The organism is Mycobacterium sp. IDUB_17 (assembly GCF_055419465.1).
This window is the reverse complement of record NZ_JBVAXS010000005.1, coordinates 507,423-520,727: the sequence shown is the minus strand read 5'-3', so window position 1 is coordinate 520,727 and position 13,305 is coordinate 507,423. Positions and strand designations below refer to the sequence as shown.

General features: G+C 66.5%; 15 protein-coding genes. 5 read left to right on the top strand and 10 right to left on the bottom strand.

The window, feature by feature from the left end:
* Position 1: 1 nt before the first annotated feature.
* A complete protein-coding gene (locus ACZYZ7_RS23315) occupies positions 2-895 on the bottom strand; it encodes a decaprenyl diphosphate synthase (RefSeq protein ID WP_135456149.1) in 894 nt (297 codons plus the stop codon).
* Positions 831-1,685 carry a DNA repair protein RecO gene (gene recO / locus ACZYZ7_RS23310; RefSeq protein WP_135456151.1) on the bottom strand — a complete coding sequence of 285 codons (855 nt, stop codon included), beginning with the start codon at positions 1,683-1,685 and terminating at the stop codon, positions 831-833. The genes ACZYZ7_RS23315 and recO overlap by 65 nt, the downstream gene beginning before the upstream one ends.
* 63 nt (positions 1,686-1,748) lie before the next feature.
* Here recO and ACZYZ7_RS23305 point away from each other — a divergent pair, with 63 nt between their 5' ends.
* The 5 genes from ACZYZ7_RS23305 (at position 1,749) to ACZYZ7_RS23285 (ending at position 6,137) form a co-directional block, all read left to right on the top strand.
* Positions 1,749-3,236 carry an amidase gene (locus tag ACZYZ7_RS23305; protein ID WP_463741917.1) on the top strand — a complete coding sequence of 496 codons (1,488 nt, stop codon included), beginning with the start codon at positions 1,749-1,751 and terminating at the stop codon, positions 3,234-3,236.
* 296 nt (positions 3,237-3,532) lie between these two features.
* Complete coding sequence (locus ACZYZ7_RS23300) at positions 3,533-4,696, top strand: EspA/EspE family type VII secretion system effector (RefSeq protein ID WP_463741916.1); 1,164 nt, start codon at positions 3,533-3,535, stop codon at positions 4,694-4,696.
* An 18-nt stretch (positions 4,697-4,714) separates the two neighbouring features.
* The gene (locus tag ACZYZ7_RS23295; RefSeq protein ID WP_463741915.1) at positions 4,715-5,029 is read left to right on the top strand and encodes an ESX-1 secretion-associated protein; all 315 of its coding nucleotides are present in this window, start codon (positions 4,715-4,717) and stop codon (positions 5,027-5,029) included.
* 4 nt (positions 5,030-5,033) lie between these two features.
* Positions 5,034-5,693 (top strand): hypothetical protein, encoded by a 660-nt coding sequence (locus ACZYZ7_RS23290; protein WP_450072171.1) that lies wholly within the window; start codon positions 5,034-5,036, stop codon positions 5,691-5,693.
* A 297-nt stretch (positions 5,694-5,990) separates the two neighbouring features.
* A complete protein-coding gene (locus tag ACZYZ7_RS23285; RefSeq protein WP_450072170.1) occupies positions 5,991-6,137 on the top strand; it encodes a hypothetical protein in 147 nt (48 codons plus the stop codon).
* Positions 6,138-6,198: 61 nt separating this feature from the next.
* On the opposite strand, the gene era is transcribed toward ACZYZ7_RS23285, so the two are convergent.
* The 8 genes from era to dnaJ form a co-directional block, all read right to left on the bottom strand.
* On the bottom strand, positions 6,199-7,098 hold the full coding sequence (gene era, locus ACZYZ7_RS23280) for a GTPase Era (RefSeq protein ID WP_135456160.1): 900 nt from the start codon (positions 7,096-7,098) through the stop codon (positions 6,199-6,201).
* A 79-nt stretch (positions 7,099-7,177) separates the two neighbouring features.
* Positions 7,178-7,495, bottom strand: coding sequence for a cytidine deaminase (locus ACZYZ7_RS23275; RefSeq protein ID WP_135456162.1), 318 nt, complete (start codon positions 7,493-7,495; stop codon positions 7,178-7,180).
* Positions 7,488-8,789 carry a hemolysin family protein gene (locus tag ACZYZ7_RS23270; protein ID WP_135456164.1) on the bottom strand — a complete coding sequence of 434 codons (1,302 nt, stop codon included), beginning with the start codon at positions 8,787-8,789 and terminating at the stop codon, positions 7,488-7,490. Before ACZYZ7_RS23270 ends, ACZYZ7_RS23275 begins: the two co-directional genes overlap by 8 nt.
* Entirely contained in the window at positions 8,786-9,322 is a 537-nt protein-coding gene (gene ybeY, locus ACZYZ7_RS23265; RefSeq protein ID WP_135456165.1) for an rRNA maturation RNase YbeY, read from the bottom strand. The genes ACZYZ7_RS23270 and ybeY overlap by 4 nt, the downstream gene beginning before the upstream one ends.
* A 61-nt stretch (positions 9,323-9,383) precedes the next feature.
* Positions 9,384-10,430, bottom strand: coding sequence for a PhoH family protein (locus ACZYZ7_RS23260; RefSeq protein ID WP_450072167.1), 1,047 nt, complete (start codon positions 10,428-10,430; stop codon positions 9,384-9,386).
* A 140-nt stretch (positions 10,431-10,570) separates the two neighbouring features.
* Entirely contained in the window at positions 10,571-11,125 is a 555-nt protein-coding gene (locus tag ACZYZ7_RS23255) for a hypothetical protein (RefSeq protein ID WP_463741914.1), read from the bottom strand.
* A 245-nt stretch (positions 11,126-11,370) separates the two neighbouring features.
* On the bottom strand, positions 11,371-12,120 hold the full coding sequence (locus tag ACZYZ7_RS23250) for a 16S rRNA (uracil(1498)-N(3))-methyltransferase (protein ID WP_463741913.1): 750 nt from the start codon (positions 12,118-12,120) through the stop codon (positions 11,371-11,373).
* A 5-nt stretch (positions 12,121-12,125) separates the two neighbouring features.
* On the bottom strand, positions 12,126-13,268 hold the full coding sequence (gene dnaJ / locus ACZYZ7_RS23245) for a molecular chaperone DnaJ (RefSeq protein ID WP_135456173.1): 1,143 nt from the start codon (positions 13,266-13,268) through the stop codon (positions 12,126-12,128).
* Positions 13,269-13,305: the final 37 nt, after the last annotated feature.

Genomic DNA, 13,305 nt, shown 5'->3' with positions numbered 1-13,305 from the left:
GTCAGGCCCTACCGAATCGACGGTTACGGTTCACGTACTCCTCGCACGCCGCCCACAGGTCACGCCGGTCGTAGTCGGGCCACAGCTTGTCCTGGAACACGAACTCGGCATACGCCGACTGCCACAGCAGGAAGTTGCTGGCCCGCTGCTCCCCCGAGGTCCGGATGAACAGGTCCACGTCGGGGATGTCCGGGCGGTGCAGGTGTTTGGCGAAGGCAGCCTCACTGATCCGGCCCGGATTGATCTTGCCCTCGGCAGCTTCTTCGGCCAGTGCCTGCGCGGCCTCGACGATCTCGGTGCGCCCGCCGTAGTTGACGCAGTAGTTGACCGTGATGACGTCGTTGCCGACCGTCATCTGTTCGGCGATGTCGAACTCCTTGATGACGCTGCGCCACATCTTGGGCCGCGATCCGACCCAGCGCATGTTCACGCCCATGGCGTTCAGGTTCTCCCGGCGGCGGCGCACCACCTCCCGGTTGAAGCCCATCAGGAACCGGACCTCCTCGGCGCTGCGCTTCCAGTTCTCGGTGGAGAACGCGTAGACGCTCAAGTGCTTGATGCCCAGTTCGATGGCACCGCAGGTGATGTCGATCAGCACCGCCTCGCCCATCTTGTGGCCCTCGGTGCGGCCCAGGCCGCGCTGGGTGGCCCACCGGCCGTTGCCGTCCATCACCACGGCGACGTGGTTGGGTACCTGATCGGCCGGGATCCGGGGCGCGACCGCCTTCGACGTGTGTTGGGGCGGACGCGCAAAGCGGCCGTTGGTGCCGGCCGGGATCTCCGGGAAGACGACGGGCCAGGACGACGTGTCCGGGAAGACCGGATAGTCCTCAGGCGCCGGGGGCAGCTGTGGGTAGGTGGTCTTGCCCTGCTGCTTGTCCCGCTTCAAAACCATGGGTCATATCCTGCCTGACCAGCGTCGCGCGCTGTTCAGCGACTGTCCGATCGATCCGGTACACCCGCTCGACCAGAGGCAATGTCCGCAGCTGACGCTCGAGGTGCCATTGCAGATGCGCCGCGATCAATCCGCTGGCCTGACTGCGATGGCCCGATGAGGAGGCCTCGGCATACTCCCAGTCGCCCTCGTGCAGCGCCGACATCAGCTCCAGCACGGGCTGCGGCGGAGTGCTGGATCCACTGGGCCGGCAGTGCACGCACACGCTGCCGCCGGCCGCGACGTGAAATGCCCGGTGCGGGCCCGGCGCGGCGCAGCGGGCGCACTCGGTCAGCGCCGGCGCCCAGCCGGCGATCGTCATCGCCCGCAACAGATAGGAATCCAGCACCAGTTCGCGGGCCCGGCGACCGTCGGCGATGGCCCGCAGCGCAGCCACCGTGAGCCGGTGCAGGTCGGGCATCGGTGCCCGTTCCTCCCCGGCCAGCCGCTCGGCGGTCTCCAACATTGCGCACGCACTTGTGTAGCGGCCGTAGTCACTGACGATGTCGGCGGCGAACGCGTCGATGGCCTGAACCTGGGTGACGATGTCGAGGTTGCGTCCCGGATGCAGCTGCACGTCGATGTGGGCAAACGGTTCCAGCCGCGCGCCGAACTTGCTGCGGGTACGCCGAACCCCCTTGGCCACCGCGCGCACCAAACCATGGTCGCGGGTGAGCAGGGTGACAATCCGGTCGGCCTCGCCGAGCTTGTGCTGGCGCAGCACCACCGCCCGGTCCCGGTACAGCCGCATCGTGACAGTGTCGCACCATGGCCGGACAGGTTCCGTTACGCACCGCCGATATCCTCGAAAGTGATGGCCAAATCCGCGACTTCCGACTCGACATCGCCTCCGTTCCCCACCCTGACCAACCAGCTCTACCAACTCGCCAGCGGCGCAGTCACTTCTGACGACCTGGTACGTCAGTCTCTGCATGCCATCACCGCGAGCCAGTCCACTCTCAACGCCTTCCGCGTGGTGCTCACCGAGCAAGCACTGGCCGGCGCCGCGAAAGCCGACGCGGCTCGCGCAGCCGGCAAACTACTCCCACTCCTGGGAATCCCGATCGCGGTCAAGGATGACGTCGACATCGCCGGGGTGCCCACCCGGTTCGGAATCGACGGCGACGTTCGTGTCGCCCCAGCCGATGCCGAGGTGGTGCGCCGCCTGAAGGCGGCCGGCGCGGTGATCGTCGGGAAGACCAACAGCTGCGAGCTCGGGCAGTGGCCGTTCACCGGCGGTCCGGGCTTCGGGCACACCCGCAACCCGTGGTCACGCAAGCACAGCCCGGGCGGATCCTCGGGCGGCAGCGCCGCGGCCGTGGCTGCGGGCCTGGTGGCCGCGGCCATCGGATCCGACGGCGCGGGCAGCGTCCGCATTCCCGCGGCGTGGACACACCTGGTCGGCATCAAGCCGCAGCGTGGACGCATCTCCACCTGGCCGCTGCCCGAGGCGTTCAACGGCATCACCGTCAACGGGGTGCTGGCCCGCACCGTCACCGATGCGGCCCTCGTGCTCGACGCGGCATCCGGCAACGCCGAGGGCGATCTGCACAAGCCGGCGCCGATTCAGGCCGCCGAGCATGTCAGCCGCGCCCCCGGACCGTTGCGGGTGGCCATGTCGACCAAGTTCCCGTTCTCCGGTTTCCCGGCCACGCTGCACCCCGAGATCCGCGACGCGCTGCAGAACATCGCCGATCAACTCGGGCAGTTGGGCCACACCGTGGTCGCCAAAGACCCCAACTACAGCCTGCGGATGTCGTGGGACTTTCTGGCCCGCTCGACCGCGGGCCTACTGGACTGGGCCGACCGGCTGGGCGACGTGCCCTTCGACGAGCGCACGCTGACCAACATGCGAATCGGCAGGCTGTTGTCACAGCACGTGCTGCGCAAGGCCCGCGCACACGAGGCAGCAGCCCAGCGCCGCATGTCCTGGATTTTCAATCTCGTCGACGTCATCATCGCGCCGACGACGGCCCAACCGCCGCCGCTCACACACGAATTCGACCGCCGAGGGTGGTCTGCCACCGAACGCAGCTCGATCGCCGCCTGCCCGGTGACCTGGCCGTGGAACCTGCTGGGCTGGCCGTCGATCAACGTGCCCGCGGGCTTCACCTCCGACGGGCTGCCGATCGGCATTCAGCTGATGGGGCCGGCCGACAGTGAGCCGCTGCTGATCTCGCTGGCGGCCGAACTCGAGGCGATCACCGGCTGGGCCGCCAAGCAGCCCGAGGTCTGGTGGAATGCCCCGTCCCGGACGGACGCGTCCCAGGCCGCGGAGGCGATCAACGCGCTCGACGGGTAGGCCGAGAACCGGGGTTCGACCTGGCAAAAGGCTGTCGAATCACTGTGAAAATTGCCGCAATTGACGCCTCATGCTCGTTGTTAGGCTCAAATCCACGGCACGGGGGCCGCAACGAGATTGTTCAATCTGTCGGGAGGGTCAACAAGCGTGCGCACCGAAGAATCCATGAGCGATACGCGGGCGTCTGAATGACAGGGTCAGAGGGGGATGAGGGAAGCAGGGCGCCCAGCAAAGGCCCCAGCAAGTTCGGTATAGCATCTGCCGCCTGGAGCACCTACGGTGACCTCAAGAAGCTTATGGAAGGCGACCCGCAGGGCGCCGTCGGATTGATCGGCGACGCTGGCAAATGGGCGCAGGCACTCTCGCCCGCAGCGACCGCCACACCGGTGATCAAATGCGGCATGTACACCCTCACGCTAATCAGCCTCACTATGGGCGAGGGAAGCCCGGACGGTGGCGACGACTTCAGCGATGGCGCCAAGTTGTTCCAGACCCACGGAAAAAGCCTCGAAGGTGCCTACCCCACCGAGACATGGTCCGGTTCGGCTTCTGACGCCTATATGTCCCAGAATTCGCACCAGATCCAGCGTGCGACGACCATGCTGGGAGCCGACAACGACATCGTTCGGATCTTGTCTACCCAGGCACAACAGGTGGACCGTGCCCGCAGGGAAGTCGACTGGGCGTCAAAAGGTTTGGCCGCGATGATTCCAGTCGCGCTGGCGTTGGAAGCCTCCGTGTTAGGAGCTCCGGAGTCGATAGCACTCCAGGTCGCTGCGGTGGCTACAGCTCTCACAGCCGCGGGTCTCACCGCAAACAATCTGCGCAACTATGCCAGCGACAATGCCGCCCAAATACGGGAAGCCACAGCCAAGTACCGCGAAGCGGGCGCGGTGAGCACGTCCGGGGCGGGTTCCCCTGCCTCACCGTCCGGCTCCGGCGACCCTGCGGGACCCACAAATCCAGGAAATACGTCCGGACCAGGCAACGCTGGTGGCCAGAGCGAACCCACAAGCACTGGGAGCTCAGGTAACCCGTCCGGCGGCGGGTCGGGCGCCGGCAGCAGCGGCGGGTCCGGCGGCGGCGGATCATCGATGCCGCAGATGCCCAGCACCATTGGCACGCCCAGCGGTGCCACGAATGCCGCTAGCGCTGGCGGCGGAATGGGCAGCCTGCCGTCGCTTCCTCAAATGGGCGGCGGTTCCGGTGGTGGCGGCGGCGGGGGGCTCGACAGTCTCGTGGGCGCGGCCGGCCAAATCGTCGAGACCATGATGCAGGCAGTGGAACAGCCCGATCAGCAAGACCCGAGCGCGCAGAATGGCGAGGCAGGTGCCGCCTCTGAACAGTCAGGCGCGGCGGCGGGTGGCGAATCGCAGGCCGGTCGCGCGCCGATCAATGCTTCGTTCGGCGCCGGCACTGCGAATCAGACTGCACCGCAACGCCACACGACCGAAGTGTAACCACGAAAGGATCAATTCATGTCCGACGAATTGAACGTTCTCACTTCGGATCTCCGAGATATGTCGACCACACATGACGCGGCTGCAGCCGGATTTTCCTCGGCGGGCGATACTACGTCGTTTGTGGAATGGAAAGTGCTGGCAACGCACGGCCCAATCTGCTGGTCGTCGCAACAAGCACTGTGCGACGCGAACGAAGCCCGCAAATCCGCCTCCGAGGCGATGATGAAAAAGTCCAACGAACTGGCAGAAAACCTGACCACCGCGGCCTCGCAGTACGACCAGACCGACACGCAAGAATCCGGCAAACTCGGCCGGACGATGCACTGCTGATCACATGACCGACCACACCTGGGACGATCACGATCCCGAAGACGAACAGTTCCCGAGCGACCTGGATGCGCTGGGTTTCGACGACGACCAACAAAGCCATGACCACCACGAAGACGACTGGTCGGGGCCTGACGCATTCACCACCGCCGAACAGCGCCCGAGCGGCCTTGATGCACTGGATTTCGGCGACAACCGGCACCTTCACCAGGAGCACGGCGACGTATGGTCCGGGCCTGACGCGTTTCCCGGCGACGAAACTCTCAGCGCCCCAACGGCTGATGGCTCCGCTCCGACCCTGACCGATTACGACGACTCGGACGATGAGTCGTCGGGGCCCGTAACCTTCGGAGTGACCAACCCGGCTGGGACGATCACCGCGCAGGCCACGATCTCGGGCGCGATCAACCGGATCGAGCTGTCCCCGTCGATAACCTCGATGACCGAATCGGACCTCGCACACGACATCATGGCCACTGCCAGGCTGGCGAACTTACAGGGCCGAGCAATTCAGCGCGCGATGGTGCAGAGCCTGCTCATGCATCAGGGGATAGATCAGGACGTCGCAGCGCAGTACATCGACGACATCAGCGATCTGCCTACTCCGGCACAGGCCGAGGCCGCCCAAGTCGAGGCAATGGCGGAGTATCTGCGAGGCGAACGCTGACCGTCAGCAGTTCGTCGGCCAGGTAGGATTTTGCACGCTATCGAATAGGCAAGGGGATGCCGCATGAGCTATCCGGATCCGTACCACCCCCAGCAGCAACCTCCGCCAGGGTCCTACCCGCCAGCGCAGCCTGGACCGTATGGATACGGTTATCCGCCCAACGTCGCACCCAACGGCGGCTACCCGCCCGCTGCACCTTACGCCGCCCAGCCACAGCCCCCGTATAACCCGCCGCCGCCCGTCCCCCCGCAGCCAGAGGCCAAGCGGGACAACGGCAACTCGCGGGGTTGGCGGATAATGGACGCGCTGCTGATTCTCGCCAGCGGCTCCGGGGAGCGGGGCCGTACCGCACGCGACCGTGTCAAGACCCAGCTGATAATCTTCGGCCTCGCTCTTGTCGGGTTCGCGATTCTGATGCTGGTTCTGGTGTTGATCGGCAAATAGCGGGTCACGGCATCGCGCACGAGACCTCCCGATCTACCCAACCGCTGGACTGCTACTCGAGTTAGAACCCCAGCCGCCCCAGCTGCTTGGGATCACGCTGCCAGTTCTTGGCGATCTTGACCCGCAGGTCGAGATAAACCTTTGTGCCGAGCAGCTTTTCGATCTGCGTGCGGGCGGCCGTGCCGACCTCGCGCAGCCTCGCACCGCCTTTGCCGATCACGATGCCCTTCTGGCTGTCACGCTCGACGTAGAGGATCGCATGCACGTCGATGAGATCGTCACGACCCTCCCTTTCCTCGACCTCCTCGATGACAACAGCCAGCGAGTGCGGCAACTCGTCGCGCACGCCCTCGAGGGCGGCCTCGCGGATGAGCTCGGCCATCAGGACTTCTTCTGGCTCGTCCGTCAGCTCACCGTCGGGGTAATAGGCAGGCCCCTGCGGCAGTTTCGAGACCAGGACATCGGTGAGCACATCGAGTTGTTCGCCCGCGGTGGCCGAGACGGGCACGATGTCGGCGTCGGGCCCCAGGAGCTCACTGACGGCCATCAGCTGTTCCGCGACCCGATCCTTCGGCACCTTGTCGATCTTGGTGACGACGGCAATCAACGTGGTCCTGGGCGCCACCGCGCGGATCTGCTGATAGATCCAGCGGTCACCGGGGCCGATGCGCTCATCGGCGGGGATGCACAGACCGATCACGTCCACCTCGGAATAGGTGTCCTTGACCAGGTCATTGAGCCGCTGCCCGAGCAGGGTGCGCGGCCGGTGCAGCCCGGGGGTATCGACCAGGATGATCTGGAAGTCCTCACGGTGCACGATGCCGCGGATGGTGTGCCGGGTGGTCTGCGGCCGGTTCGAGGTGATGGCGACCTTCTGGCCCACCAGCGCATTGGTCAGCGTCGACTTGCCGGTATTGGGCCGGCCGACGAAACACACGAAGCCGGAACGGAATTCACTCATCGCACTCCCCTTGTCACCGACACTGCGGTGAGATCACGATCTGTACCGGAAACGCGATCTGTGCGCAGTCTCGGCGGTGTCATAGCGGTGTTCCGGCCCGGTCGGTGACGATCACCGTGGCGTCGGCGGACAGTTCCCGGACCGCGACGACGCCGGCGTCGTCAGCCGCGCCGCCGACCAACACCGCGGCCTCCAGCCCGGTGGCACCGCTGGACACCGCGGCGGCCACCGCCGCCTGCAGTGCGGTGAGCTGCAGCGCCGCCAGGGTCACCGGCGCTCCGGCATAGGTACGGCCGTCCTGATCGCGCACCGCCGCACCCGAGGACGCCTCGGCTCGGCCCATCGCGCCTCGCGCCAACACCACGAGCTTGTTGTCTTCTGCGTCGAGCTCAGTCATCGGTACCTCGGGTCTCCTGTTTCTCAGATTCGGCTGGGCTCACCAGAACTGTGCCGATCCGCACCCGCCCACGATGGTCGGAGCCGCCCTCGGCCTGCAACCTCAGGCCGTCCCATGTCACTTCGGCGCCGGGCAGAGGTACGCGGCCCAATTCGAATGCCACGAGACCACCGACGGTGTCCACGTCGAGATTTTCGTCCGCCTCCATCTCGTAGAGCTCGCAGAGGTCTTCGATCGGCAGCCGCGCCGACACCCGGTACCGGCGATCGCCGAGGTCTTCGACCGGAACCACCTCACCGGCGTCGTACTCGTCGACGATCTCACCGACGATTTCCTCCAGCACGTCCTCGATCGTGACCAGGCCGGCGATCGCGCCGTATTCATCGACGAGCAGCGCCATGTGGTTACGGTCGCGCTGCATCTCGTTGAGCAGTTCGTCGAGCGGCTTGGAGTCAGGCACGAACACCGCCGGACGCATCACCTGCGCCACGTTGGTGTCGCGGCCGCCGTTGGTCGAGTAATAGGTCTGCTGGACAAGATCTTTCAGGTAGACCACGCCGACGACGTCGTCGACGTTCTCGCCGATCACCGGGATGCGGGAGTGTCCGCTGCGCACTGCCAACGAGGTGGCTTGGCCGGCCGACTTGTCCGATTCGATCCACACCATCTCGGTGCGCGGCACCATGACCTCACGGGCCGGGGTGTCCCCGAGTTCGAACACCGACTGGATCATCCGGCGTTCCTCGTCAGCCACCACCCCCCGCTGCTGGGCCAGGTCGACGACCTCGCGCAATTCGATCTCGGAGGCGAACGGACCGTTACGGAAGCCACGGCCGGGGGTCAGTGCGTTACCCATCAGCACCAGCAGCCGGCTGATCGGGGTGAGCAATACCGAGATCGCCTGCAGCGGCAAGGCCGACATCAACGCGATGGAATAGGCGTTCTGCCTGCCGACCGTGCGCGGGCCGACACCGATGACCACGAAGCTCGTCACCACCATGATCGCGGCCGAGGCCACCAGTCCCCAGCCCACACCGAGCAGCCCGTCCAGGAAGGACACCAGCAGGACGGTGGCACTGATCTCGCAGGTGATCCGCAGCAGCACAACAAGGTTGATGTAGCGGGGCCGTTCGGCAACAACCCGGCTGAGCCGGGCGGCGCCGGGACGTTCGTCGCGGACCAATTCCTCGATCCGCGCTATCGAGACAGTGGACAGGGCCGCGTCGATGGCCGCGAACAAGCCACCGAACCCGACCAGCACCACGGCGCCGAGCAGCGGAAGTAATTCGGTCACGGTTCGTCGAAGTATCGGGACTTGTCCAGCAGGCGCTGATCTTTCTGGCTCTGCCGGTCGGCGTGGTACGCCTCGACCTGATCAGCCACCCATTCCTCGAGGAGCTGACGCTGCAGCGCGAACATCTCTTTTTCCTCGTCCGGTTCGGCGTGGTCGTAGCCGAGCAGATGCAGCACCCCGTGGACGGTCAGCAGGGCCAGCTCCTGACCGAGCGAGTGCCCGGCCTTGGTGGCTTGCTGTTCGGCGAATTCCGGGCACAACACGATGTCGCCGAGCATGGACGGACCCGGCTCGGGAGAATCCGGCCGTCCCCCGGGCTCCAGCTCGTCCATCGGGAAACTCATCACGTCGGTGGGTCCCGGCAGGTCCATCCACCGCATGTGCAGATCGGCCATGGCGGCGCTGTCCACCAGCACCATCGACAGCTCAGCCGCCGGGTTCACGTCCATCTTCGCGATGACGAACCGGGCGACGCTGATCAGTTCCTCTTCGGAGACATCGATCCCCGACTCGTTGGATACCTCGACGCTCATGCGGTTCCCTCGCAGGCTCGGGTCCCGCATGCCGTCTGTTGATTTGCTCCGCAAGGGTCGCTCATCGGCGGGGCCGCCCGTTCGACGAACGGCGTTGGGCACGGTTGAGCAATACCGGCTCCTCATGTCGGGCGTAGGCGTCGACGATCTCGGACACCAGCCGGTGCCGTACCACGTCGGCACTGGTGAGCTCGGCGAAGTGGATGTCCTCGATCCCGTCGAGGATGCTGATCGCAGCCCGTAGGCCCGACCGCGCCCCACCCGGCAGGTCCACCTGCGTGATATCGCCGGTGACAACGATTTTCGAACCGAATCCCAGTCGGGTCAGGAACATCTTCATCTGCTCGGCGGTGGTGTTCTGCGCCTCGTCGAGGATGATGAACGCATCATTGAGGCTTCTCCCGCGCATGAATGCCAGCGGTGCCACCTCGATCACCCCGGCGGCCAACAGGTTCGGGATAGCGGCCGGATCCATCATGTCGTGCAGCGCGTCATAGAGCGGCCGCAGATACGGGTCGATCTTCTCGGTCAATGTGCCGGGCAGAAAGCCGAGGCGTTCACCGGCTTCCACCGCGGGCCGGGTCAGGATGATCCGGTTGACCTGCTTGGACTGCAGCGCGCTCACCGCCTTGGCCATCGCCAGGTACGTCTTGCCGGTACCGGCCGGGCCGATGCCGAACACGATCGTGTGCGCATCGATGGCGTCGACGTAGCGCTTCTGGTTGAGCGTCTTGGGCCGGATGGTCTTGCCACGGCGGCTCAGGATGTCGAGCGTCAGCACCTCGGCCGGCGACGCGTCCTCGGTACCCGTGAGGATGGCGACGCTGTGGCGGACCGCCTCGGGTGTCACCGCCTGCCCGCTGGAGGCGACGGCGATGAGCTCGGCGACGACGCGTTCGGCCAGCGCAACGTCAGCGGGCTCGCCGGTGAAGGTGATCTCGTTGCCGCGGGCGTGAATGTCGGCGGTAAGGAGTCTTTCGAGGGCCCGCAGATTCTCGTCGGCGGAGCCGAGCAGGCCCACGATGATGTCGGGCGGAACAGTGATGCTGCTGCGGACCGAGTCCGGTGAGGTGGCCGACGAGTCAGCGGTCGTGTCGCGGGGCGTCACGTGGTGTTTGTGCCTGCTTTCCGTGTTTCCGAACGGCCGGCTGCCGTCGTACTGCTGCCAGTTTACCGCTGGTCAACGACACACCCCAATGGTTAAGCAGGATGGTGGCGCGCCGCAGGTGAGGTGGGTCGCGCCGCCGGTCAGCCGGTGAATCCCGCCAGTTTCGCCGCGACCGCCGCACCGTCCGGCTCGCCGTACAGTTTGTCGGGAACCCAGTCGAAGAACGCCACCGACGGACAATCGCCGGCGGGCCCGTTCACCGTGCCCACATTTCCGATGTACTTGCCCGTCTGGGCTTCGCGGAGCTCGATGTCGTATTCGACGGCGTAGTGATCGATGGTGACGGGCTTGTCCCACGCAGTGGATTCACATTGTCCTGACTTCACCTCAGTGCCGGACTTGCGGGTCAGGCAGGCAACGACGTTTGTTTCAGACACGGCTTCACTGCGCTGGTCGGCCACCTGATACCACGAGCCGTCCTTCATCCCTTGGAAGAAGGACGCGAACTTGTACGGCTTTGCATAGGCCCCGGCGTTGCTCACTGAGCCGTCCTTGCACACGACGTCAAATTCGGTCGACCATTCGGCCGTGATCGCGTTCGCCGCACGCTGTTCGTCACTCACCCCACGTCCTTCACCTCTGTCGACCGATTTTGCGACGACAGCCAGGGCGCCGAGAAGCGCGATGACTGCCACGACGACTCCCCCGATGATGAGCCCCGGTTTCTTCGACGGAGGCCGGGGCGGCTGGCCGTACGGCGACCACTGCGGCGGCTGACCGTACGGCGGCGGCGCGCCCGCCTGGCCCTGCCACGGCTGCCCCTGAGGCGGTGGCCAATGCGGGGGCTGCTGCCCGTATGGCGATTGTCCGTAGGGCGGCGGGCCTTGCGGCGGAAAACTCACGAATGGAGCGTAATGCCTGGCCAAGGCCGCCGGCGGCGCTAAATCTCCCAGCGCGCCGTCAGCGCACCGATCGCCCCCAACGCCACGGCGGCTGCGGTCGACGTACGCAGCACGGTCGGGCCCAGGCGGACCGCCTTCGCGCCGGCCCCGGTCAGCGCGACGATCTCCTCATCGGCGATGCCGCCTTCCGGACCGACGATGAGCATCAGCGAATCCGCTTGGGCCAGAGGCAGTTCCGTGAGCGGCTCGGTGGCCGACTCGTGCAATGCCAGCACCACCGCTCCGCCGGCGACGGCGTCGGCGACGCGCTGGGTCAGCGCAGACGTCGAGACCACACCGTCGATCACCGGGATGTAGGGGCGCCGTGACTGGCGCGCCGCCGAGCGGGCCACCGCCTCCCAACGCCTCAGGCCCTTGTCCACCTTCGGGCCTTCCCAGCGGGCCACGCACCGAGTCGCCTGCCAGGCAACAAAGCCATCGGCACCGGCCTCGGTCGCCAGCTCCACGGCCAGCTCTGAGCGGTCGGATTTGGGTAGCGCCTGCACCACGGTGACCGGCGGGCGCGGGCCGGCGATGGCGACCCGCTTGGTCACCCGCGCCGACAACCGGCCCTTGGCGGTCTCTTCGACGACACAGCGCGCCAGCGTCCCGGCGCCGTCGCTCAAGTCGATCTGTTCGCCGACGCGGATGCGACGCACGTTGGCCGCGTGGAAGCCCTCGTCGCCGTCGACGACGGCCAGTTCCCCCGCGCCCGGCAGCGCGTCGACGTAGAAAAGCGCTGCGCTCACGGGCGTCAGCGGCCGGAGAACGTCTCGCGCAGCCGGCTGAACAGACCGCCAGAACTCGCCGAGGCCTGCGTCGAGCGCACCTCCGCGGCGTCGCGGCTGCGGTTCTCCTTCAGCTTGCGCAGTAGGTCGGTATCGGTGCTGTCGAGCCGCGACGGCACCACCACGTCGATGTGCGCGTGCAGGTCACCACGCACCCCGGAGCGCAGATGTGGCATGCCGTGGCCGCGCAATGTGGTCACCGAACCGGGCTGGGTGCCCGCGGCGATCGTCAGTTCGGTGGGGCCGTCGAGGATCGCGTCGACGGTGACCGTGGTGCCCAGCGCAGCGTCGACCATCGGCACCGAAATGGTGCAGTGCAGGTCATCACCGTCACGGACGAAGATCTCGTGCTGCTTCTCGTGGACCTCGACGTAAAGGTCGCCGGCGGGACCGCCGCCCGGTCCGACCTCGCCCTGGGCGGCCAGCCGGACGCGCATCCCGTCGCCCACACCGGCCGGGATCTTGACACTGATCTCGCGGCGGGCGCGCACCCGGCCGTCACCGCCGCACCGGTTGCACGGATCCGGGATGACCTCACCGATTCCGCCGCAGACCGGGCACGGACGGGTGGTCATCACCTGGCCCAGCAGCGAGCGCTGCACGGTCTGGATCTCACCGCGGCCGTCACAGGTGTCGCAGGTGACCGGCGTGGAATTGCCGTTGGTGCCCTTGCCGTGGCACAGGTCGCACAGCACCGCGGTATCCACACTCACCTGCTTGGTCACGCCGGTCGCGCACTCAGCCAGGTCCAGCCGCATCCGCAGCAAGGAATCGGCGCCGGGTCGCACCCGGCCGACCGGCCCGCGCGATGCGGTGCCGCCGCCGAAGAAGGCCTCGAAGACATCGCCCAGACCGCCGAACCCACTGAACCCGCCGGGCGCACCGCCCACCGACTCCATCGGGTCGCCACCCATGTCCACGATGCGGCGCTTCTCCGGATCCGACAGCACCTCATAGGCGACCTGGATCTCGGTGAACCGGGCCTGCGCTTCCTCGTCGGGGTTGACGTCGGGATGCAGCTCACGTGCCAGCCGCCGATAGGCACGTTTGATCTCCGAATCGCTCGCGCCTTTGCTCACTCCGAGCGAGCCGTAATAATCGCGTGCCACGCTGACCTTGCCTGACCTTTCTGTGCCGGACGTATCC